Raw genomic sequence first — 20,545 nt, 5'->3', positions numbered from 1 at the left:
TTCCGGGATACGCCATCACGCTCGACGACGATCCACGCCTACCAGCCGCAATAGCGGGCTCAGGCGTCCTCGTACCGGTTCTCCGCCCGCCGTCCGGCGGCGTCGAAGTAGTACTCGCCGTCCGAACCGAGGACCTCGACCTCGTAGAACTCTCCCGCCGGGGTGATCTCGATCTCCCACTTGTCGACGTGGGCGCCGCGGGTCGTGGCCTGCACCGCCTGGCGCACGGCGGCTGGGAAGCCCGCCGCGTCCACGACCTCGACCTCCGTCTCCAGCCACTGTCCTGAGAAGTCGAACTCCGCCTCGTACGCGCCGTCGTCGCCGCCGAAGGCGGCCTCCCAGCCGTAGGGCTGCCGCTCCCAGGTCACGGCGTCGAATCCCGGGTAGCGCTGGTCGAAGGCCTGCTGGGCGGGACCAGGGGCGGCGCTGCAGCTCGTCACGCCCACGACGGCCAGCGCCACCGCCACGATCGGCAGGTAGCCGCGGAGATCAGTGATCACTCCCGGGATCATGCCGGTGCACGATGTCCATGGCCAGGGCCGTGAGGTCGTCGCCCCGCAGCCCCGGCCAGCCGTGCACCGCCGCCCGCCACTCGTCGGGCACCGCGCTCGCGCCGTGCCCCGCGCCGAGCAGCCCGCCCGCGATCGCCGCGACGGTGTCGGTGTCCCCACCGGCCTTCACCGTGGCCTGCAGCCCGTCCACAAGGCCACTCGTGTGCACGATCGCCGACCAGGCGCCTTGGAGCGCGGCGACCACCCAGCCGTTCGCCCCCGAGAACTTCTCGGGCGGAGCCTGCTCCGCCTCGTCGAGCCGGCCCGCCCACTCGGGACCGACCTGGTCGAGTCCGACCCGCGCGTCGATCTCACCGGTGCGGACGGCATGGTCGATCGCCAGGGACCAGAGGGCGCAGGCCTCGCCTGCCTGAGGGTCGTGGTGGGTCAGGCTGCTCACCGCGCGAGCAGCCCGAGTGATCGCCGCCGGGGAGCCAAGGTGCGCGAGCGCGACGGGCGCGGTACGCATCAGCGAGCCGTTGCCGGCGCTCCGGCCCGTCACGACGTGAACCTCAGCGGCCTGTACGCGCATGCGGGAGGCCGCGCCCGACTCCTGGATGCCCCGCAGCGCCCCGAGCACGGTGCTGGTCTGCACACCGATGTCCGCCGGGCCGGCGGCGTGCCAGCCGAGGAAGCCTGCGGCGACGGCGTCGAGCGCGGTCTCGTCGCGCAGGTCGGTGAACCGGGCCGCGACCCGCGCGATCACGCTCGTCATCTCGGTGTCGTCGCTCCACTGCCCCGGCGCGTACCCGCCGAGCCCGCCACCGAGCATGCGGGCCTGCTCGCCCGGCCCGGGAAGGGGTCTGCTCCCGTACTCGTACGGAACGCCCAGCGCGTCGCCCACCGCGACGCCGAGCAACACGCCTGAGACCCGATCGATGTTCATCCTCCCCATCAGAACACGGGCATGATGGGGAGCCGTGACGACCTCGGCAATCCGCTCGGGGCTCGACCTGCGCTGGGTCGATCCCGCCATCCGTCCACAGGACGACCTGTTCTCCCACGTCAACGGCCAGTGGCTGCGCACGCACGTCATCCCCGACGACCGCGCGCAGGACGGCGCGTTCCGCGCGCTGTACGACAAGGCCGAGGAGGACGTGCGGGCGATCATCGAGGAAGCGGCCGGGGAGCCGGGCGCCGACGCCAAGAAGATCGCGGACCTGTACGCGTCGTTCATGGACGTCGAGCGGATCGAGGCGCTCGGGACCGCACCGCTGAAGCCGCTGCTCGACGAGGTCTCGGCCGCCGAGGACAGCGCCGGGCTCGCCGCGGTGCTGGGCCGCCGCCAGCGGGAGGCCCGCACGGCGCTGTTCGGCACGTTCGTCGCCACCGACCCCAAGAACGCCACGCGCTACCTGGTGCAGCTCGAGCAGTCCGGGCTGGGGCTGCCCGACGAGTCCTACTACCGCGAGGACGCCTACGCCGAGATCCGCGCGGCGTACGTCGCGCACCTCGCGCGCCTCGCCGAGCTCGTCGGGTTGCCCGACCCGGCCGGGCTCGCGGAGCGCGTGATGGACCTCGAGACCGCGCTCGCGGCCGTCTCGTGGGACCGCGTCACCAACCGCGACGCCGAGAAGACCTACACGCTCATGACGCTGCCCGCGCTGCGGCAGAACGCGCCGGAGTTCGACTGGGAGCCGTGGCTCGCCGCCTTCGGGGCGCCGGACGGCGCCTTCGACGAGATCATCGTCCGGCAGCCGAGCTTCGTCGCCGCCGCCGCGAAGCTGTGGGCGGAGCGGCCGCTGTCGCAGTGGCAGGAATGGCTCGCGATCCACACGGCATCCGCGTGCGCCGACTACCTCACCGAGGCGATCGTCGAGGAGGACTTCGACTTCCACGGCCGCACCCTGTCCGGCACGCCGCAGCTGCGGGAGCGGTGGAAGCGCGGCGTCGGCGTCGTCCAGGGGGCGCTCGGGGAGGCGGTCGGCAAGCTCTACGTCGAGCGGCACTTCCCCGCCGCGGCGAAGGAGCGGATGGTCGAGCTCGTCGCGAACCTCGTCGAGGCCTACCGGCAGAGCATCAGCGAGCTGGACTGGATGAGCCCCGCCACGCGCGAGCGGGCGCTCGCGAAGCTGGCGAAGTTCGGTTCGAAGATCGGCTATCCGGAGAAGTGGAAGGACTACTCGACCCTCGAGATCAGGGCCGACGACCTGCTCGGCAACGCGCTGCGGTCCGGTGCCTGGTTCACCGACTTCCAGCTCGCCAAGATCGGCCGGCCGGTGGACCGCGACGAGTGGCTGATGACGCCGCAGACCGTCAACGCCTACTACCACCCCCGGATGAACGAGGTCGTGTTCCCGGCCGCGATCCTGCAGCCGCCGTTCTTCGACGTGGCGGCCGACGATGCGGCGAACTACGGCGGGATCGGCGCCGTCATCGGCCACGAGATCGGGCACGGCTTCGACGACCAGGGCTCCAAGTACGACGGCGACGGCAACATGATCGACTGGTGGGAGCCGGGCGACCGCGCCGAGTTCGAACGCCGCGCCAAGGCGCTGATCGACCAGTTCAGCGCGCTCTCCCCCGCGGGGCTGCCGGACCACAAGGTCAACGGCGCGCTCACCGTCGGGGAGAACATCGGCGACCTCGGCGGGCTGACGATCGCGATCAAGGCCTACAAGATCGCGCTGGACGGCGCGGAGGCGCCGGTGATCGACGGCTTCACCGGGCTGCAGCGGGTGCTCATCGGGTGGGCGCAGGTGTGGCGGATCGTCACCCGCGAGGCCGAGGCGATCCGGCGGCTCGCCGTCGACCCGCACTCACCGCCCGACTTGCGCTGCAACGCCGTCGTCTCGAACCTCGACGCCTTCCACGAGGCGTTCGACGTGCGGGAGGGCGACGCGCTCCACCGCGCACCGGATGAGCGGGTGCGCATCTGGTGACGGAGCGTTGGACGAGCGCCGAGTGCGCCGCCGCGTGGGACGTGAAGGCGGGGACGTGGCTCGGTTACGTCTCGCGCGGCCAGGCGCCACAGCCGCTCCCCGAGCCCGACGAGCAGGGCCGCAAACAGTGGGACGCCGACGAGGTTCGGCGTTACCCGCGGCCGGGTGTCGGGCGCAGCCGGGCCGGCACCGGCCCGGAGGCCGAAGCGCTGCTCGAGCAGATGCGAGAGGTCGCGGAGCGCATCGACGAGCTCCGCGGCCGCCAGCGGGAGCTCCTGTCCGCAGGTAAGCAGCAGGGGCTGGAGATCAGCGCCATGGCCAAGGCACTCGGCATCTCGCGGCAGACGGCCTACGGCTGGCTCGCGGACTGACGTGCAGGTATCGGCGGGGCTTCGGGGATCAGGACTTCCGCCCCACGGCCGACACCGTCGTCACGCATGCCCACGGGCGCTGCGCGAGCGCGTCCATCCGCCGGAACGCCTCGTCCCAGCGCGTGACGTCCGCGTCCGTCGCGAGACCGGATTCCCTCAGCTCACCGCGCGCGGCCCACGCCGGGGAGCGGACACCGGCTGGTGCGCGGATGATCGGTCCGGCCACCCGGAACGCATCGACCGTGAGACCGGCACCCTCGAGCAACTCTCCGAGCGACCGGCCTACCTGCAGGTCGTTGCCACGCCCGGTCTGGTATTCGAGGTACCTGCCGTGCAGGTCCGCCACATCGGGATCCGGTGGCGACATCCACAGCATGGTGTGGTCGACGTCGACGAGGTAGACCGCGCCACCCGGCCGGGCCAGCTCGGCGAGGTGCCCGACGATCTGCGCTTCGCGGCCTCCGTTGTGGGCCAGCACGTGCCGGCACATCACGACGTCGAACGCGGCGGCGGGCAGGCCGGTCGCCGCGGCGTCGCCGAGCCGCACCGATGCCTGCGGCAGCTCCCCGACCTCGGCGAGGGCCGCCTCGACCGCCTCCGTGGCGCCGTCCACACCGACCGCCTGCCCGTCCGGACCGACCGCGTCGGCGAGCAACCGCAGGACGGCACCCGGCCCACACCCGATGTCGGCCACCGACGCACCGGGTCCGATCCCCGCGCGGGCCCACTCCGCGCCCTCCGCCTCGAGTGCCGCGGCGGCCATCATCCGGTAGCGATCTCGCTCTCCCGGATCGAGCCGGAGCGCGTACCGCGTGTTGGTCGAGGTCATGGCCAGACTCTCGTCGGCGCATCCTCCGCGGACATCGGTAGCCCCTGCCCAATTCGCGGTCAGGACCCACGCGGTGTCGCGTGCTCGACCAGTCTCACACGACCCGGGGCCGCGTCCGCCCACGAGCCGGTGACGTCGAGGACCGCGATCGCGGACGTCTTCAGCTCCACGTGCTCACCGGTCAGGGAGAAGACCAGGTCGGACACCCCTGGGTTGTGCCCCACCAGCAGCATCGACCCGGCATCGGCGGAGATCCCGCGCACCACGGCGAGCAGCGTCTCGACCGTCGCCGCGTACACCCGCTCGTCGAAGACCGGAGCCGGCGCGTCGCCCAGCTCAGGCGCGATCAGCGCCCACGTCTGGCGGGTGCGCGTGGCGGGCGAGCAGACGACGGCGTCGACCCGTTCGACGCGCTCGCGGATCCAACGCCCCGCGACCGGCGCGTCGCGGCGGCCACGCGGGTTCAGCGGCCGTTGCTCGTCGGGAACGTCGTCCGGCCACGCCGACTTCGCGTGCCGGACGACCACGAGCCGTCGGGAATCCATGTCTCACCTGCCGTCGGGGAGGAACTCGCAGAAGCTCTCATAGTGGTCGTCGGTGTAGTACCAGTGTTCGGGGTCGCGCTCATCCGGCCCACCGGTGACGATCCGGCGGGCGCCCCGGTGGTTCAGCCCGGGCGTCTCGACCGTGAACTCGCGGTAGTAGCCGCGTTCCTCGTCGGGCAGCAGGCCTTCGCGGTTGCCGAACGTCACGCCGTCGTTGCGCGGGTACTCGTACGGCCCGCCCGCCTCGATGTCCGCGATCACCTCGTGCGCCTCGGGCGGCAGTTCCTCGGTGCAGTCCGGGACTGCGTCCGTCACGGCGGCGGCCGGGCTGCTGGCGGGCGGCGCCGGGCTCGGCGCCGCCTGGCAGCCGGCCAGCGCGAACGCGGCGAGCAGCAGGCCGAGCACTCGCCTGATCATGCGGACGCCTCCCCCAGCTCCCGCACACCGTGGCGACGCACGAAGGCGACCGTCTCGAACAGCCGGTCGCCGGGCGTTCCCCCGCGCCACAGGTCGTCGGTGGCGGCGCGGAGGATCTCGGTCAAGGTGAGGAAGCCGGGCAGATCCGCCTCCACCAGCCGCTCCGCTCCCGGCCAGAGCAGTGCGACCCGCTCGTCATCCGGCCACCAGGTGGCCAGGTCCCGCAACGAGTCGACCAGGGCGTCGAGGTTGCGCCCCGCCGTCGGCGGCAGCCGCAACGCCCGCGCGATCGCCGCCTGCGCCTCCCGCATCCCGGTTGCGTCCCCCTGCGCTTCCGCCACCGCGTAGCCGCCGTCGACCAGCATCCGCCGCACGTGTTCGGCGTCCGCCGGAGCGGCCAGCAGCACGCCGCGGCCGGCCAGGCCGGGCAGCAGCTTCCCGATCCGCGCCGCAGCAGCGTCCACGCGGCTATTCGATCACAGACCTCGGCGGCACCGCAGCGCTCGTGCCGAACGGGATCAACCGGTAGATTGCGGCAGATGGCGCAGGCGCCGTCGGCCGATGACGCCGTGATGCGGGGCCGCGAAGCCCACCTCCGGCGGGCCTGGCGAGACGCGTACCAGCACCTGTCGGACGCCGACCGGCGCGAAGCACTCGATGCGGAGGACCTCGACAGGCTGGCGACGGCAGCCCACCTCATCGGTCACCGCGAAACGGCCGACGCGACATGGGAGCGAGCGCATCACGCGTTCCTGGACCGAGGCGAGAAGGCACCTGCCGTCCGGTGTGCGTTCTGGCTCGGGCTGACGCTCCTCCTGCGCGGTGAGCACGCCCGGGGTGGCGGCTGGCTGGCGCGGGCGCGGCACATCCTGGAAGACGGCGAGCTCGACTGCGTGGAACAGGGATACCTGCGCCTCCCCGCCGCGCTGCAGGCGCTGGGCGGCGGCGACGCCGAGTCCGCGTACCGCACATTCGTCGAGATCACCGAGACAGCCGACCGGTTCGGCGACGCCGATCTCGAGGCGCTCGGCCGGCTGGGACAGGGCCAGTCGCTGGTCGCGCAGGGTCGAGCGGCGCAAGGCATGGCGATGCTGGACGAGGCGATGGTGGCGGTGACGACCGGCGAGGTGTCGGCGGTCGCCGCCGGGATCGTCTACTGCGCCATGATCCTCACCTGCAGGCAGATGTTCGACGTACGTCGCGTGCAGGAGTGGACCGCGGCGCTGAGCCGCTGGTGCGCCACCCAGCAGGGCCTCAAGCCCTTCAGAGGCCAGTGCCTCGTGCACCGCTCGGAGATCATGACGCTGCGCGGCGAGTGGGCCGACGCCCTCGAGGAGGTCCGGCAGGCGTGCGCCCACCTGTCCGACCCGCCCGACCCGGTGCTGGGCATGGCGCTGTACCAGCAGGCCGAGCTGCTGCGGTTGCGCGGCGAGTTCGTCCGGGCCGAGGAGTGCTACCGCGAAGCCAGCACCCGCGGACACCCCGTGCAACCGGGGCTGGCGCTGCTCCGGCTTGCGCAGGGCAGGCTCGAGGACGCGGTCGCCGCCATCCAGCGGACCGTGCTGGAGGCCGAGGGCGTGGTGGAGCGTTCCAGGGTGCTGTCCGCGTATGTCGAGATCACGCTCGCAGCCGGGGCCAACGAGGACGCCCGGATGGCGGTGGCCGAGCTGGACGACGTCGTCGCGGCGTTCGACACGCCGTACCTGCGCGCGGTGGTCGGATACGCCCGTGGATGCGTGCTGCTCGCCGACGGTGACGCGGGCCGCGCCAACCGCGCCCTGCGCCGGGCGTGGGTCGCATGGCACGAGCTCGACGCGGTCTACGAGACGGCACGGGTCCGGCTGCAGGTGGCGCGGGCGTGCCGCCAGCTGGGCGACCACGACACCGCCGAGCTGGAGCTGGACGCCGCGCGCCGGATCTTCGAGCAGCTGGGCGCCGCGCCCGCGCTCGATCAGGTGCGAGCGCTCACGGGTCGTGCCGCGCCCTCCGGCGCATGCGGCTTGACCCCCCGGGAGATCGAGGTGCTTCGCCTGGTCGCGACGGGCGCGACGAACCGGGACATCGCCGACGACCTCGTGATCAGCGACAGGACGGTCGCCCGGCACGTGAGCAACATGTTCGCCAAGCTCGGCGTCTCCTCGCGGGCGGCGGCCACCGCCTTCGCCTACGAGCACGACCTCGTGTAGGCCCTTCCTGCAGGGAACTACCCACCCGGGCAGAGCAGTCGGTATGGGCAATTCAGCCGATGCGGACGCTGCCGCGGGACGGTGACCCTTACCCGGCACACGCGGGCGTGGGAGGAGCACTGATCAACATGACAGAACCGACGACATCCCGCGCCCGAGCGGTCGCCACGGCGCTGGCGCCGCTGGTGTTGCTGGCCGCGTTCGTGTGGCACCCGCACCTCCACGGTCGGCTGCCCAATGCCCCGGCCATCGCCGAGGCCGTTGCCGAGGACCCGACGCGGTGGGGCCTGGCACATCTCGCGGCGGGAGTCGCCTCCGGTGCGGTCGTGCTCGCCTTCATCGCTGTCCGCGGTTTCCTCCGCGAGCGCTGCGACGACCGGTGGAGCGCTCTCGGACTGCCGTTCATCGTGATCGGCAGCATGCTCTACACGATGCTGCCCGGGATGGAGTTCGCTCCGCTGGCCGCGGTGGCCGCAGGCGGTGACCCTGAGGCGGCGCAGCGCGCCCTTCAGCCGTGGTTCCTCGCCGTGCTGACGATCGGGGCCCTCGTGTTCGCGGTGGGGGTGCTGGGCGTCGCCAAGGGGATCACCGGCCACGGCATCCTGAGCCCGGGGGTGACCCGCCTGGTCGTCGTCGCTCTCGTCGTACTCGCGGTCAGCCGCTTCGTGCCGCTGTTCGTCGTCCAGGGGTACGTCCAGGCGGCCGCGGCGATGGTCGCGCTGTGGCCGCTCGCCGCTCGGATGTGGGGTCCGTCCGGCCGACCTCAGCCCTTCGCGGCGAACAGCTCACCCAGCGCCGCGATGCCGCCGCCGTAGACCGCATCGGCGAAGAAGTCGGTCAGCCCCTTCTCGTCGGCCGCCTCCGCGTCGAACTCCGCCCACCACTCGACGAACGCCTCCCCGGTGGCCGTCACCGGAGCCACCCGCAGCGTGGCGGTGTAGCGGCGGGCGCCGAACGGGTTCTCCACGAACTCGTAGGTGACGCTTCGGTCGGGGTCGTCCAGGACCAGCAGCCGTTCGACGACGATGCCGCCGTCGCCGAGGGTGAGCCTCCGCAGCGCACCGACCTCAGCCCCCGCACCCGAGGTCAGCTCGCTGGCCGTGATCGCCGGGTGCCAGGCGGGGAGGCTGTTGAAGTCACGGATGTGGGACCAGACGGCGTCGGCAGACGCGGGCACGACACCACTGGCGTAGGCGCGGGGCATGGGTCTCCTATCGGGTGAGACGGGTCTTGAAGGCGCGGGTCTGTTCGGTGAGGGCCTTCTCGGTGGGCAGCCGTTCCATCGACGAGGCGCCGTAGAAGCCGTGGCAGTTCTTCGTGCGCTCCAGCACGTGGGCCGCGTCGTCGGGCATCGCGATCGGGCCGCCGTGGCAGAGCACCAGCACGTCGTCGCGGACCTCACGGGCCGCGGCGGCCCACTCGTCGACCAGTGCCACGCAGTCGTCGAGCGACTTCGCGGTCTCCGCGCCGATCGAACCACCGGTCGTCAGGCCCATGTGGCAGACGATGATGTCGGCACCGGCCCGGGTCATGGCGCGGGCGTCGTCCGCTGAGAAGACGTACGGCGTGGTGAGCAGGTCGGCCTCGCGGGCGGCCGCGACCAGGTCGACCTCCAGTCCGTAGCCCATGCCGGTCTCCTCAAGGTTGGCCCGGAAGACCCCGTCGATCAGGCCGACGGTCGGGAAGTTCTGGATGCCGGCGAAGCCGAGGTCGGCGAGCTCGCGCAGGAACCGGTCGGTGATCATGAACGGGTCGGTGCCGTTGACGCCGGCCAGCACCGGGGTGTGGCGGACGACCGGCAGCACCTCGGCGGCCATCTCCACCACGATCTCGTTGGCGTTGCCGTAGGCGAGCAGGCCGGCGAGAGAGCCGCGGCCGGCCATCCGGTAGCGGCCGGAGTTGTAGATGACGATGAGGTCGATGCCGCCGGCCTCCTCGCACTTGGCCGACAGGCCGGTGCCCGCGCCACCGCCGACGATCGGCTCGCCGCGCCGGGCCATGTCCTGGAACTTCTCGACGAGCTCGGCACGAGCAAATTTCATTTCTGCACCTCACGCCACGCGTCCACCAGCGCGTCGGCGAACTCGGGGTCGTTGATGTGGTGGGCCACGCGCTCAACCCGCCGCGTGTCGGTCTGTCGCACCTCGGCTTCGAGCGTGGCGAAGAGCGCCTCGTCCGCCTCCGGGTCCCAGAACGCCTGGCCTGGCGCGTCCAGCGCGGACACCCCGCCGGTGGGCAGCAGGAACCGCACCGGCCCCTCGCACGCGTTCAGCCCGACCGCGAGGAACCGCGCGATCGCAACGTTCTCCTCCGGAGTGGTGCGCATCAGCGTGACCTGGGGATTGTGCTCGTAGAACGTGCGGTCGGCGAACCGCGGCGGCACCGTGGAGCTCGCGCCGAAGTTCACCATGTCGAGAGCGCCGCAGGTGCCGACGTACGGCACGCCGGTGCGCGCGATCGCGCCGAGGCGGTCGTCGGTGGCCGGGAAGACCCCGCCGACGAGCAGGTCGCAGACCTCCGTGGTGGTGATGTCCATGACCGAGCCGACGAGGCCGTCGTCGACGAGCTTCTCCATCGCCCGGCCGCCGGTGCCGGTGGCGTGGAAGACCAGCGGGTCGACGGTGCCGCCGAGCCGGTTGGTGACGGCGGTGACGCACGGGGTGGTGACGCCGAACATCGTGAGCCCTACCGCTGGCCGGTCGGCGGCGGCGGGGACCTCGTGGGCGACGATGCCCGCGAGCGCGTGGGCGGCGTTGCCGATCACGCGGCGGGAGATGCGGTTGAGGCCGGCGACGTCGGTGACCGAGTACCACATCGCGATGTCGGACGCGTCGACGTAGGGCGCGACGTTCCCGGAGGCCACCGTCGACACCATGATCTTTCCGACGCCGACCGGCACCGCCCGCATCGCCGGCGTGATCAGCGCGGTGCCGCCGGAACCGCCCAGCCCGAGCACCCCGCCGACGTCGGACCGGCTCAGCAGGAATCGCTCCAAGGCCAACGCCATCGCGGCGACGGCGGTGCCGCGGTCGCCGGTGAACACCGCGGCCGCGCCGTCGGGATGGTGGCCAGCCACCTCGTCGGCGGATACGTCCGCAGGCGCGCCCCGCACCTGGGTGGACACGTCGACGGTGACGACCTCAGCCCCCGCCGCACGCACGCGCTCGGCGGCGTAACCCAGTTCGGCACCCTTGGTGTCGAACGTCCCGACGACGTAGGCGAGGACCATACGATCGTTCTTAGCGCACCTCGCGCCCGCGGGCGAGGGGTGAGGTCAGATCTCGATCTCGCCCCGCACACACGTCACCGCGTCGCCGCCGACCCAGACCGTGCCGTCGGCGTCCTGGTCGATGTGCACCCGGCCCGCCCGGCCCAGCGCCGTGCCCTGGGAAGCGACATAGGGAGTCTGGAGGCGGCCGGTCCGCAGCAGCCACAGCGCGAGACCCGCGTTGAGGCTGCCGGTCACCGGGTCCTCCACACTGCTGCGATCGGCCGGGAAGAACGCCCTGACCTCGACGGCCTCCGGGGACCCCGCCGGATACGGGCCGACGATCCCGAGCTTGAGCTCCTCGGCGTCCGGGGTGACCGCGAGCACGGTCTTCGCGTCGTCGAGGAGGGCGGCGACCCAGCCCGGGCCGTTGTCGACCCAGCGGGTGTCCCGGACAGCGGACCGGTCGATGCCCAGGATGCGCGCGATGCGCGCCTGCAGCTCGTCGTCGACCGGCTCGTCCCGCAGCAGGGGCGGGGCGGCGAACGCGAGCCGGTCGCCGGTGCGCCGGAGCGTGATCAGCCCGGCCTCGCACTCCTGGACGATCGTGTCGCTCCCGTGGGACGTGGAAGCGAGCCACGCGTGGCAGGTGCCGATCGTCGGGTGGCCCGCGAACGGAAGCTCCTCCGAGGGAGTGAAGATGCGGACGCGGTAGTCGGCGGCCGGGCTGGTCGGAGGGACGACGAAGGTCGTCTCCGACAGGTTCGTCCAGTTCGCCACGCGCTGCATCTGCTCGGTCGTGAGGCCGTCGCCGTCGAGCACGACCGCGACCGGGTTGCCCCGGTACGGGACCGCGGAGAAGACGTCGACCTGGGCGAACGGGCGGCTTGTCATGCATGGAGGATCACCGGCCGCGCGCCTGGCCGCCACGGCCAATCCCCGAACAGTGGCCCGCTAGCGGGTGAGAGCAGCGATCCGCTCCGCGGCGGCGGGGTAGCCGGTGGTGAGCACGGCCCGCTCGCCCAGCTCGAACCCCTCCCAGTCGAAAGGTGGGGCCGTGGTCGTGCCGACGAGCGTCCACTCGCCCGTGGAACTGGATCCCTGCCAGGTTCCGGCGGGCACCACGATCTGGGGCCGCTGACCGGCAGCGACGTCCGGGCCGAGCACCGGCTCGGACACCTGCCCGTCACCGCCGAGGAGCAACAGCCGCAGCGGCGCGCCCGCGTACCAGTGGTAGGTCTCGGTGGCCGTGAGCCGGTGCATCGCCGAGAAGTCGGGCGCGATCAGCAGGAAGTAGATCGCCGACGAGTGCGCGTCGATGTGCGTGCGCCGGAACAGGCCGCCCTCGTCGGGCAGTGGCTCGAGCCCGAGCAGCGCAGCGACCCGTTCGCCCTCACCCACCATGCCTGCAAGGCTAGAGGGGACTTCACACACCCAGCCCCTTCTTCACACAGGGCGGGCCTTGTGTGAAGCGGGCGCTGGGTGTGTGAAGCGAAGGGCCGCAAGTCGCATCAGTGGCCCGTGAGGTGTACCAGCGGCAACGCGGCCAGCTTCGCAGGCGGCAGCGCCGCGGCTTCGCCCAGTACCTCGCGCTGCCGCTCCTGCATCCCCGCGTCCACCCGGCCCGCGAGGAGGTAGGCGAGCCGCCCCAGCATGCGCACCGTCGGCTCCTCGACCAGCGGGCGTGGGCTGGACACGACGGCGATCCCGGTGGGGGTGCCGTCGTTCGACTGCGCCGCCCCGATGGTGAACGCTTCCCGCGGGTTCACGTGCCGGGACGCGAGGTGGTCGCGCAGCTGCAGCAGCACCTCGTGCAGCCGCCGGAACTCGCCCCCGTTCTCGAGCTCGTCGAGGTCGGCGGCGGTGAGCACGGCGCCGCGTGGCGAGAAGCAGCGGACGTAGGCGAGCAGGGCACCGGTCCACAGCGCCTCGACCAGCACGGAATCGGGGTCGCGGCGGCCCAGCTGGGACACGAGGTGCTCGCAGCAGCGCAGCGCGTACTGCAGGTCCTCGAACACGGCGGCCAGTCCGGCGAGCTCGGTGGCGCTCGGCATGTCGAGCTCGCGCACGGACGCGGGAGGCGCGCTCACGGTCGCACCTCTGGGAACATCCGGGCCCGGAGCTCGGCGAGGTGGGCCTGCATCGCCGGCGCGGCGGGACCCTCGTCGTCGCGTCCCGGCTCGACGCCCAGTGCCCGCAGCAGCGCTGCCGCCGGCTCAGCGGGATCGCCCGTCTCGCCGAGCACCGGGTGCAGGCCCGCCGCCGCGAGGTGGTCGAACACCACGTTCACCACCGTCCAGGGGTTGTAGGTCTCACGGCTCGCGGTGGTCACGACGAGGCCACCTCCTCGGGGTAGCGAGCGGCCAGCAGGTCGCGGCAGGTGTGGCCGTTGGCCTCGATGCCGACGCGGGTGAGCCGGGCCCGGCGCAGGTGCAATGGCACCTGGTCGGCGGTCACCGGTGCGCCGTCCGGATGCAGCAGCAGCGGAGCGTCCGGGCCGTGGGGCAGGCCGACCGCGGCGCGCCGCTGCCGGAGCCGGTCGAGGTCCGGTGACGGCCGCAGGTCGCCGAGCCGGGTGGCGGCCAGGTCCTCCGGCGCGGCGCCCGCGTCGACGAGGGGCCGGGCGATCCGGTCCTGCCCGGCCAGTGCGGCCTTGCGCAGGAACACCGCGCGCAACTCCTCCAGCTCGGACTGCGCCTCCCCCGGGAACGCCGCGACGAACCCGGCCCTCGCGGCGACGCCCTCGTTGATGGTGGTTGCGGTGAAGTGATCGTCCAGCACGATGTCGGCGCGGGTGACCCCAGGGACGGCGGTCACGGCGTCGTGGGCGTCGGCGACCATGAGCCACGCGAAGTTGGGCGCGCAGAAGAACGTGGGCAGGCGCAGGCGGACGGCCGCGACCCCGTCGTCGGACACGGTGCACGACGACACGAACTCGAGCTCGGTGATGGGCTCGTCGAGTTCGGGGTCGTGCACCGTGCCCAGCGCCGCCCACACCGCGGCGGCGAGTGCGGTCACGGCGTGCCGGCCGCCGCGGCCTCGGTGAGCAGCTGCTCGCCCGGCCGGTCCTGTGCCCCGGCCGTTGTCTGCAGCTCGCACTCGGGTGGGACCGGGATGTCGTAGAGCTTCGCGGCGTTCAGCCCGAGAATCTTCTTCTTGGAGGCCGTCGTGAGCCGCGGGTAGTCGGTGAACGCGTCGTCGTCGGGCATCTGCCAGTCGACGAAGCCCTCGACCTGCCACTTGGGCACCCAGATGTTGTAGTCGCCGCCGAAGGTCATCCGGTCCTCGCCGACCCAGAAGAGCAGCTCGCCCATGACCTTGGCGAAGAACTTCGGCCGGGCGTGCATCAGGCCACCGATCACGACCGACAGCCCCGCGTAGACGTTGGGCTCCTGCACCGCCATGAAGCAGAAGTCCTCGATGCGCGGCAGCCCGACGTGCTCGACGATGAAGTTCAGCTCCGGGAAGTCGGTGGCCGCGTGGTCGACGTCGGCCACGTCGAACGCGTCCTTGTCCAGCGGCCAGATCGTCGGGCCCTTGTGGACGTGGATGTTCTTGATGCCCAGCTCCTGCGCGCGGGCGAGGAACCGGTAGGCCTCCGGGTCGGACAGCTTGTAGCCGCGTGACCCGTGGTTCCATTCGGCGGTGTAGAGCTTGACGCCCTTCAGCCCGTACTTCTCGGCGTCCGCCTCCAGCTCCTTCAGCCCGGCGTCGCCGTCGCGTGGGTCGAAGCGGCCGTTGACGATCAGGCGGTCGCCGAAGCGATCCAGCAGCTGCGCGTTCCGCTCGATGGTGTTGAAGCCGTCGGTGTACCACTCCTTGAGGTAGGTCGACTGGAAGATCGCGTGGTCGACGTGGCCCTCGATGAACATGTCGCGCTCGAAGTCATCGGGCGTGACCTTGAGGTAGTGCTCGTAGTCCCAGTGGGTCTCGGGCGGGCCGAGCTGGTGGTAGCCGTAGAAGCAGTCGATCCAGCCCTTCGCGTACTGCTCGGCGCCCGGCTTCCAGTTCTCCCGGCTGGCGTCCCAGAAATGGCTGTGTGAATCGACGATGAAGTACTTCTCGCCGTCCTTCTCGTACATCGTGGTGGGACCTTTCGCGTCAGGGAACGAGAATGGCTCGGCCGCGGACCCGGCCGGCGTCGAGGTCGTGCAGCGCGTCCAGCGCCGCATCCAGCGGGTACTGCTTCGTGTGCAGGGTGACCTTCCCGGCCTGCGCCAGCACCATCAGCTCGGCCAGGTCGGTGTAGGTGCCGACGATGTTGCCGATCACGTTCTTCTCCCCGGCTACGAAATCCAGCGTCGGCGCCGAGAACTGTCCGCCGTAACCGATCACGTACTGGAATCCGTCCGGCGCGACCATCGCCCACGCCTGGTTCTCCGCGCCCTGCTCGGCCACGAAGTCGAACACGACCGTCGCGCCCTCACCGCCGGTCAGGTCCTTCACCGCGTCCACGTGGGAGCCGTCGGCCACCACCGTCTCGTCCGCCCCGATCTCCTTGGCGAGTTCGAGTGCGGCCGGGTTCTTGTCGACCACCACGATCCGGGTGGCGGTCAACGCGGCCAGGCACTGGATCCCGATGTGCCCCAAGCCGCCCGCGCCCTGCACCACCGCGGTGGTGCCCGGCCACAGCACCGGCACCGCCTTGCGCACCGCGTGATAGGCGGTGATCCCGGCATCGGCCAGGGCCGCCACGTCGGCCGGGTTGGTCGCAGGGTCCAGCTTCACGCAGGCCCTGGCGGTGGTGCGCAGGTACTCGGCCATCCCCCCGTCGTTGTCCGACAGGCCGGGGAAGAACGCGTTCGAACAGTGCATGTCGTTGCCCCGCCGACAGGCCAGGCACAACCCACAGCTCGGCTGCGGGTGCAGGATCACCGTGTCCCCCACCGCCACGTTGGTCACCCCGTCGCCGACGGCGTGCACCCAGCCTGCGTTCTCGTGCCCGATCACGTACGGCAGCTGCGGTGCCATCGCGGCGGCCCACTGGCCTTCCAGGATGTGCAGGTCGGTTCGGCACACGCCGGCCCCGCCGATCTTCACGATCACGTCGAGCGGGCCCTGCAGTCGCGGCTCCTCGATGTCGTCGATCTTCGGGTCGGTGTGGTAGTCGTGCACACGTACGGCTTTCATCTCGTCCCCTTCCTCAACCGATCGACGGGCCGAGGCCAAGGGACTGCGGGGTGCTCGAGTCCGGCGATGGCTGCGGGATCCCCTCGTCGAGCGGCCCGAACTCGGTCATCAGCGACTTGTTCCACGGGGTCACCTCCTCGGCCACCAGCGAGTTGGTGGTGAGGATCAGGCCGGCCACGGACGCGCCGTTCTGCAGCGCGGAACGCACCACCCGCAGCGGGTCGATCACACCCAACTCGACCAGGTCGCCGAAGCGACCTTCCAACGCGTCGAACCCTTCGTCAACACCCAGTGCGGTGACTTGCTTGACGACGTCGTCGCCGTCGTAGCCGGCGTTGGAGGCGATGAGGTGCACCGGCTCGGTCAGGGCTGCGCGCACGATCTCGACGCCGATCCGGTAGTCACCGCCGACGTCCAGGTCGTCGAGCGCGGGCTCGGCATGCAGCAGCGCGACGCCGCCGCCCGCGACGATGCCCTCGGCGATGGCCGCGCGCGTGGCCTGCAGGGAGTCGTCGACGCGGTGGCGGATCTCCTTGGCCTCGGCGTTGGTGGGCGCGCCCACGCCGATCACCGCGGCCTTGCCCGACAGCCGCGCGATGCGCTCGGACAGGAAGTCCTCGTCGCTGCCGAACGTCGCGCGGGCCAGCTCGGCCCGCAACTGCGTGAGCCGTAGTTCGAGGGCCGCCCGGTCCCCGCCGCCGCCGATGATCGTGGTGCTGTCGCTGGTGACTCGCACCTGCGAGGCCCGCCCGAGGTGCTCGGTGGTCATCTGTTCGAGGGCGAACGCGGAACTCCTGCTGTGCACCTTGCCGCCGCAGAGCGCCGCCATGTCCTCGAGCAGGTGGATGCGCTTCTCGCCGAAGCCGGGCGCCCTGATCGCCACCGCCTGGAACGTGCGGTTCACGTGGTTGTGCACGAGCATCTGCAGCGCCGTGCCCTCGACGGTCTCGGCGACGAGCACGAGCGGGCGCCGCTCACCACGCATGATCTTGTCGAGCACCGGCATGAGGGACTGGACGTCCTTGACCTTCTCCGCCGTGAACAGCAGGTACGGGTCGTCGACGATCGCCTCGAGCCGGCCGGGGTCGGTGACCATGTACGGCGTCACGTAGCCGTTGTCGAACGCGAAGTCCTCGACGAACCCGACGCTCACGCCGTGCTGCGGGACGTCCTCCACGGTGACGACGCCGTCCTCGCCGACGGTGTGCAATGCCCGCCCGACGATCCGGCCGATCTCCTCGTCGTCGTTCGCGGAGATCGACGCCACCCGGGCGTAGTCCTGCTCGGTGGAGACCGGGTGGGTCACCCGCTGCAGGTGCTCGACGATGCGCCGCACTCCGATGTCGATGCCGCGCTTGACGAGCACCGGGTTGCCGCCCGCCGCGATCGCCGTCATGCCCTGCCGGACGATCGCCTGGGCGAGCACGATCGCCGTGGTGGTGCCGTCGCCGACGGTGTCGTTCGTCTTGACCGCCGCTTCCTTCACCAGCTGCGCGCCCATGTTCTCGAACGGGTCGCGCAGGTGGATCTCCCGCGCGATCGTCACGCCGTCGTTCGTGACCTCGGGCGACCCCGTGATCTTCTCCAGGATGACGTTGCGGCCCTTGGGCCCGAGCGTGCTCTTGACGGCCTCGGCCAACTGGTCGACGCCGGCCTGGAGCAACCGCCGGCCCTCCTCTCCGAATCGCAGTTCCTTCGCCATGTTCTGGTCCTCCTGGATGTGCGGAAACGTCGGTCTGCCGCGCGGGTGCGGATCAACGAGGGTTGTGAGTGGATACGCGCGCTATGACGCGCGTATCCGCTCACGACCTCTAGGAGACTGGCTTCAGATCGAAGTCCAGATATTCAGCTGCGTCTTCGGGATTGGCGAACATGATCGTGCGGTCGTCGAGGTGGACCATCCGGCCGTAGTGGGTGGACATCGCCTCCTCGAACTCGGCCGCGTTGAACCAGCCCTCCTCCTCGCCTGCCTCCTCGTCGACGTCGGCGTAGACGACGTCGAACCGGCCATGGCCGTCGACGCGGATCATCGAGGGCAGGTGCGTGACCTTGACGTTGTCCAGCCGCTCGAGCACGTGGGCGATGAGCACGCCGACCTGGCTGTTCATGAGCGTGAAGCCGCACATGTTCGAGGCGGTGCTGTTGGACTCGAAGCGGCTCGCGGCGGTTGTGGTCACTGCTTCAGCTCCTCGGGGGTGTCGAGACCGAGATCGCGGCAGATCCCGGCGAACCGGTTCTTGGCCCGGTCGAGGCTGTCCTCGAACCGCGGCGGCTTGGCGTCGGGCTGCGACCACAGCGGCTGCAGCTGCCGGGCAGCTTCGAGGGCCTGCGGCACCCAGTGCGACAGCCAGCCCTGCATGAGCGACTTGTTGTGCTCGGCGAACTCCCGGTCCTGGGTGAGCGGCGCGAGGCAGGCGACGGTCCAGCGCAGGTCGCGCTGGGCGAAGTCGTACTCGCCGGCCCCCATGACGGTCGGCGTCACGAAGTCGCCGTGGCCGGACGCGGACTGCATCACCAGGTGGCTGCGGAAGAGCTCCCCGAGCAGCGGCTCGAACACGATGTTCGCCGCGAGGAGGGCCTCGCCCCAGTCGTCCTCGATCGCGGTGAGCGCCTCGCACACCTTCCGGACGCCCTGCCACTCGGCGTCGGAGTTCCACGCGTCGAGGTGCGCGGTGCCGTCGAAGCCCTCGATCTCCTCGGTCAGCGTGAGGTTGTAGAGCGCGAGGTCCTGCGCGAACCGGATCTTGTGCGCGCTGTTCACGGCCAGCGCCGTGTTGTGCATGTTGGTCGGCGCGGAACGCTCGTTGGCGGCGAACACGTAGAGGCCCAGCACGTGCTCGATGTGCATCCAGGCGCCGACGTGGCGTTCGACGAACCGCACCCAGTTGGTCGACCACTGCTCGAACGACTTCGCATTGCGCGCGTTCTCGATGTTCTGGTTCAACTGCCGTACGACGTTGGCGTTGTACCGGTAGATGGTCTGTTCCCACTCCTCGTTGGGGTCGCGGAACTCGTGCCATCCATGGGCAGGCCAGTTCTCGACGGGCAGGCCGCCGGTGCCGGGACCGCGCTGCGGCTCCGGCCGGTCGACGCCCCAGGCCTTGAGCTTCGTCCAGTGCAGCGGGTAGCCGGTCTCGCCGTCGGCGAAGCCGTAGATCCAGCCCTGGGTGAGGTAGTGGCGCGGGTCAGGCTGCACCTCGACGGTGACGTCCTCGTAGTGCGTCTGCTTGCGCTTGGCGGGTGTGAAGTAGTTGTAGCGCCGGGCGCTCGCCGATGAGTCGGGGAACTCGCGCGCCCCGGCCTCGGCGTCGGTGAAGACGGGTTTGGGAACGCTGCGTTCTGTGGTGGTCATTTGCTGTCCTCCGGATCACCGGTGGTCGTGAACTTGTCGTAGAAGATGTGTTCGGCAGTGCAGCCGAGCCGGGTGAGCACCGCGATCGCCGCGTCGACCATCGGCGGGGGGCCGCAGACGTACGCGTCCTTGCCTGCCATGTCGGACTCGTGGCGAGCGACGACGTCGGTGATCAGACCGGTCTCCCCCGCCCACTCGTCGTCGGCGGACGGTTCGGACAGCGCCGGCACGTAGGTGAGGCCGGTCAGCTGCTCCTGCAACCCGACGAGCTCCTTCTCGAAGCACAGGTCGCGTGCGCCCCGCGCTCCGTAGTAGAAGGCGACCTTGCGCTCGATTCCGCGCTCTGCCATCGAACGCAGGAGCCCGAGCATGGGGGCCATTCCGGCCCCGCCGCCGATGAAGACCAGGTCGGACGTGCGGCTCTCGCGCAGCGTGAAGGTGCCGAACGGCGCCTCCACCTCCAGCCGGTCCCCCACCTGCAGCCGGGTGGCCAGCAGCTCGGAGAACAGCCCGTCCGGGTAGACCTTCACGACGAACTCGAAGCGGCCGTCCCGGTTGGGCGTGTTCGCCATCGAGAACGACCGGCTCTCCCGCGTGCCGGGCACCTGGAAGTCCATGTACTGGCCCGGGAAGAACTTGATCTCCTCGGGCTCGACGAGCCTGACGACCATGTGCCGCATGTCGTGGGTGACGGCGTCGATCGCCACGACCTCGACCGTGCCGCGCCGCAACGGCAGCCCGGAACGGATGATCTCCTCGTCGTAGTTGAGGAGCTCGATGGTCAGGTCCTCGAACGGGTGCGCCCGGCAGAGCAGCGTCTGCCCCTCCTCCTTCTCGTAGTCGGGCAACGCGAACGTCGAGTAGCGGTCCAGCTCGATGTCCTCGCCCTCGAGCACGAACGACTTGCACGCCGCGCACTGCCCTTCCTTGCAGCCGTGCATGAGCTGGACGCCCTGCTCGGCGGCCGCGCGGAGGATGGTCTGGTCCTCGTCGACCTCGATCTCGATGCCGACCGGCTCGAACCGGACGACGTGCTTCTCGCCCAACGTGTCTCCAAGGTCGGGGAAGAGGGCA

The 20,545-nt window shown here is 71.1% G+C and carries 24 protein-coding genes; 4 read left to right on the top strand and 20 right to left on the bottom strand.

Annotation, left to right across the window (positions count from 1 at the left end; all coding sequences use genetic code 11):
* Positions 1-59: 59 nt before the first annotated feature.
* Both K1T35_RS11150 and K1T35_RS11145 read right to left on the bottom strand, forming a co-directional pair.
* Positions 60-500 carry a PepSY-like domain-containing protein gene (locus tag K1T35_RS11150; RefSeq protein ID WP_220260087.1) on the bottom strand — a complete coding sequence of 147 codons (441 nt, stop codon included), beginning with the start codon at positions 498-500 and terminating at the stop codon, positions 60-62.
* Entirely contained in the window at positions 490-1,437 is a 948-nt protein-coding gene (locus K1T35_RS11145; RefSeq protein ID WP_255621774.1) for an ADP-ribosylglycohydrolase family protein, read from the bottom strand. Before K1T35_RS11145 ends, K1T35_RS11150 begins: the two co-directional genes overlap by 11 nt.
* A gap of 34 nt (positions 1,438-1,471) precedes the next feature.
* On the opposite strand from K1T35_RS11145, the gene K1T35_RS11140 reads away from it, so the two are divergent.
* Together K1T35_RS11140 and K1T35_RS11135 are read left to right on the top strand one after the other, a co-directional pair.
* Positions 1,472-3,433 (top strand): M13 family metallopeptidase, encoded by a 1,962-nt coding sequence (locus K1T35_RS11140; protein ID WP_220260085.1) that lies wholly within the window; start codon positions 1,472-1,474, stop codon positions 3,431-3,433.
* Positions 3,430-3,804 (top strand): hypothetical protein, encoded by a 375-nt coding sequence (locus K1T35_RS11135; RefSeq protein WP_255621773.1) that lies wholly within the window; start codon positions 3,430-3,432, stop codon positions 3,802-3,804. Before K1T35_RS11140 ends, K1T35_RS11135 begins: the two co-directional genes overlap by 4 nt.
* Before the next feature lie 28 nt (positions 3,805-3,832).
* On the opposite strand, the gene K1T35_RS11130 is transcribed toward K1T35_RS11135, so the two are convergent.
* From K1T35_RS11130 to K1T35_RS11115, 4 genes are read right to left on the bottom strand one after another with little or no spacing between them, the layout of a single operon-like run.
* Positions 3,833-4,633 carry a methyltransferase domain-containing protein gene (locus tag K1T35_RS11130; RefSeq protein WP_220260084.1) on the bottom strand — a complete coding sequence of 267 codons (801 nt, stop codon included), beginning with the start codon at positions 4,631-4,633 and terminating at the stop codon, positions 3,833-3,835.
* A 59-nt stretch (positions 4,634-4,692) separates the two neighbouring features.
* Positions 4,693-5,178: a histidine phosphatase family protein gene (locus K1T35_RS11125; RefSeq protein WP_220260083.1), complete on the bottom strand. Its 486-nt coding sequence runs from the start codon at positions 5,176-5,178 to the stop codon at positions 4,693-4,695.
* 3 nt (positions 5,179-5,181) lie between these two features.
* Positions 5,182-5,595 carry a ribonuclease domain-containing protein gene (locus K1T35_RS11120; protein ID WP_220260082.1) on the bottom strand — a complete coding sequence of 138 codons (414 nt, stop codon included), beginning with the start codon at positions 5,593-5,595 and terminating at the stop codon, positions 5,182-5,184.
* Positions 5,592-6,059 (bottom strand): barstar family protein, encoded by a 468-nt coding sequence (locus K1T35_RS11115; RefSeq protein ID WP_220260081.1) that lies wholly within the window; start codon positions 6,057-6,059, stop codon positions 5,592-5,594. Before K1T35_RS11115 ends, K1T35_RS11120 begins: the two co-directional genes overlap by 4 nt.
* Before the next feature lie 75 nt (positions 6,060-6,134).
* Between K1T35_RS11115 and K1T35_RS11110 the strand changes: the two genes are divergently transcribed.
* Positions 6,135-7,781, top strand: a complete 1,647-nt coding sequence (locus K1T35_RS11110; protein WP_220260080.1) for a LuxR family transcriptional regulator — start codon at positions 6,135-6,137, stop codon at positions 7,779-7,781.
* Between the two features lie 128 nt (positions 7,782-7,909).
* A complete protein-coding gene (locus tag K1T35_RS11105; RefSeq protein WP_220260079.1) occupies positions 7,910-8,596 on the top strand; it encodes a hypothetical protein in 687 nt (228 codons plus the stop codon).
* On the opposite strand, the gene K1T35_RS11100 is transcribed toward K1T35_RS11105, so the two are convergent.
* The 14 genes from K1T35_RS11100 to K1T35_RS11035 all read right to left on the bottom strand — a co-directional run bounded on the left by K1T35_RS11100 (position 8,545) and on the right by K1T35_RS11035 (position 20,517).
* Complete coding sequence (locus tag K1T35_RS11100) at positions 8,545-8,985, bottom strand: SRPBCC family protein (protein WP_220260078.1); 441 nt, start codon at positions 8,983-8,985, stop codon at positions 8,545-8,547. The two genes, K1T35_RS11105 and K1T35_RS11100, sit on opposite strands and share 52 nt — an antisense overlap.
* A 7-nt stretch (positions 8,986-8,992) precedes the next feature.
* Positions 8,993-9,823 carry a phosphoenolpyruvate hydrolase family protein gene (locus tag K1T35_RS11095; RefSeq protein WP_220260077.1) on the bottom strand — a complete coding sequence of 277 codons (831 nt, stop codon included), beginning with the start codon at positions 9,821-9,823 and terminating at the stop codon, positions 8,993-8,995.
* Positions 9,820-11,010 carry a Tm-1-like ATP-binding domain-containing protein gene (locus K1T35_RS11090; protein ID WP_220260076.1) on the bottom strand — a complete coding sequence of 397 codons (1,191 nt, stop codon included), beginning with the start codon at positions 11,008-11,010 and terminating at the stop codon, positions 9,820-9,822. The genes K1T35_RS11095 and K1T35_RS11090 overlap by 4 nt, the downstream gene beginning before the upstream one ends.
* Positions 11,011-11,055: 45 nt before the next feature.
* Positions 11,056-11,883: a PhzF family phenazine biosynthesis protein gene (locus K1T35_RS11085; protein ID WP_220260075.1), complete on the bottom strand. Its 828-nt coding sequence runs from the start codon at positions 11,881-11,883 to the stop codon at positions 11,056-11,058.
* A gap of 60 nt (positions 11,884-11,943) precedes the next feature.
* Positions 11,944-12,393, bottom strand: coding sequence for a cupin domain-containing protein (locus K1T35_RS11080; RefSeq protein WP_220260074.1), 450 nt, complete (start codon positions 12,391-12,393; stop codon positions 11,944-11,946).
* 107 nt (positions 12,394-12,500) lie between these two features.
* A complete protein-coding gene (locus K1T35_RS11075; RefSeq protein ID WP_220260073.1) occupies positions 12,501-13,079 on the bottom strand; it encodes a hypothetical protein in 579 nt (192 codons plus the stop codon).
* Positions 13,076-13,321 carry a hypothetical protein gene (locus tag K1T35_RS11070; protein WP_220260072.1) on the bottom strand — a complete coding sequence of 82 codons (246 nt, stop codon included), beginning with the start codon at positions 13,319-13,321 and terminating at the stop codon, positions 13,076-13,078. Before K1T35_RS11070 ends, K1T35_RS11075 begins: the two co-directional genes overlap by 4 nt.
* Entirely contained in the window at positions 13,318-14,007 is a 690-nt protein-coding gene (locus K1T35_RS11065) for an iron-sulfur cluster assembly protein (RefSeq protein ID WP_220260071.1), read from the bottom strand. Before K1T35_RS11065 ends, K1T35_RS11070 begins: the two co-directional genes overlap by 4 nt.
* The gene (locus tag K1T35_RS11060; protein WP_220260070.1) at positions 14,004-15,071 is read right to left on the bottom strand and encodes an amidohydrolase family protein; all 1,068 of its coding nucleotides are present in this window, start codon (positions 15,069-15,071) and stop codon (positions 14,004-14,006) included. Before K1T35_RS11060 ends, K1T35_RS11065 begins: the two co-directional genes overlap by 4 nt.
* 19 nt (positions 15,072-15,090) lie before the next feature.
* Positions 15,091-16,119, bottom strand: coding sequence for an NAD(P)-dependent alcohol dehydrogenase (locus tag K1T35_RS11055; protein ID WP_220260069.1), 1,029 nt, complete (start codon positions 16,117-16,119; stop codon positions 15,091-15,093).
* 13 nt (positions 16,120-16,132) lie between these two features.
* Positions 16,133-17,821, bottom strand: a complete 1,689-nt coding sequence (gene groL, locus K1T35_RS11050) for a chaperonin GroEL (RefSeq protein WP_220260068.1) — start codon at positions 17,819-17,821, stop codon at positions 16,133-16,135.
* A 109-nt stretch (positions 17,822-17,930) separates the two neighbouring features.
* The gene (gene mimD / locus K1T35_RS11045) at positions 17,931-18,296 is read right to left on the bottom strand and encodes a propane 2-monooxygenase effector subunit MimD (RefSeq protein WP_370645345.1); all 366 of its coding nucleotides are present in this window, start codon (positions 18,294-18,296) and stop codon (positions 17,931-17,933) included.
* On the bottom strand, positions 18,293-19,471 hold the full coding sequence (locus K1T35_RS11040; protein WP_220260067.1) for a toluene hydroxylase: 1,179 nt from the start codon (positions 19,469-19,471) through the stop codon (positions 18,293-18,295). Before K1T35_RS11040 ends, mimD begins: the two co-directional genes overlap by 4 nt.
* Entirely contained in the window at positions 19,468-20,517 is a 1,050-nt protein-coding gene (locus tag K1T35_RS11035) for an FAD-binding oxidoreductase (RefSeq protein ID WP_220260066.1), read from the bottom strand. Before K1T35_RS11035 ends, K1T35_RS11040 begins: the two co-directional genes overlap by 4 nt.
* Positions 20,518-20,545 lie beyond the last annotated feature (28 nt).

It is taken from the genome of Pseudonocardia sp. DSM 110487 (assembly GCF_019468565.1).
In the GTDB taxonomy this organism is placed as follows: Bacteria; Actinomycetota; Actinomycetes; order Mycobacteriales; family Pseudonocardiaceae; genus Pseudonocardia.
Note: the sequence above shows the minus strand (reverse complement) of the source record. Positions and strands in the feature narration are given on the sequence as shown.

Coding starts and splice junctions, on each gene's coding strand:
- K1T35_RS11145 (WP_255621774.1), bottom strand. CDS start 1,437: ATGAACATCGATCGGGTCTCAGGCGTGTTGCTCGGCGTCGCGGTGGGC.
- K1T35_RS11130 (WP_220260084.1), bottom strand. CDS start 4,633: ATGACCTCGACCAACACGCGGTACGCGCTCCGGCTCGATCCGGGAGAG.
- K1T35_RS11125 (WP_220260083.1), bottom strand. CDS start 5,178: ATGGATTCCCGACGGCTCGTGGTCGTCCGGCACGCGAAGTCGGCGTGG.
- K1T35_RS11120 (WP_220260082.1), bottom strand. CDS start 5,595: ATGATCAGGCGAGTGCTCGGCCTGCTGCTCGCCGCGTTCGCGCTGGCC.
- K1T35_RS11110 (WP_220260080.1), top strand. CDS start 6,135: ATGGCGCAGGCGCCGTCGGCCGATGACGCCGTGATGCGGGGCCGCGAA.
- K1T35_RS11105 (WP_220260079.1), top strand. CDS start 7,910: ATGACAGAACCGACGACATCCCGCGCCCGAGCGGTCGCCACGGCGCTG.
- K1T35_RS11100 (WP_220260078.1), bottom strand. CDS start 8,985: ATGCCCCGCGCCTACGCCAGTGGTGTCGTGCCCGCGTCTGCCGACGCC.
- K1T35_RS11095 (WP_220260077.1), bottom strand. CDS start 9,823: ATGAAATTTGCTCGTGCCGAGCTCGTCGAGAAGTTCCAGGACATGGCC.
- K1T35_RS11090 (WP_220260076.1), bottom strand. CDS start 11,010: ATGGTCCTCGCCTACGTCGTCGGGACGTTCGACACCAAGGGTGCCGAA.
- K1T35_RS11085 (WP_220260075.1), bottom strand. CDS start 11,883: ATGACAAGCCGCCCGTTCGCCCAGGTCGACGTCTTCTCCGCGGTCCCG.
- K1T35_RS11080 (WP_220260074.1), bottom strand. CDS start 12,393: ATGGTGGGTGAGGGCGAACGGGTCGCTGCGCTGCTCGGGCTCGAGCCA.
- K1T35_RS11060 (WP_220260070.1), bottom strand. CDS start 15,071: ATGTACGAGAAGGACGGCGAGAAGTACTTCATCGTCGATTCACACAGC.
- K1T35_RS11055 (WP_220260069.1), bottom strand. CDS start 16,119: ATGAAAGCCGTACGTGTGCACGACTACCACACCGACCCGAAGATCGAC.
- groL (WP_220260068.1), bottom strand. CDS start 17,821: ATGGCGAAGGAACTGCGATTCGGAGAGGAGGGCCGGCGGTTGCTCCAG.
- K1T35_RS11040 (WP_220260067.1), bottom strand. CDS start 19,471: ATGACCACCACAGAACGCAGCGTTCCCAAACCCGTCTTCACCGACGCC.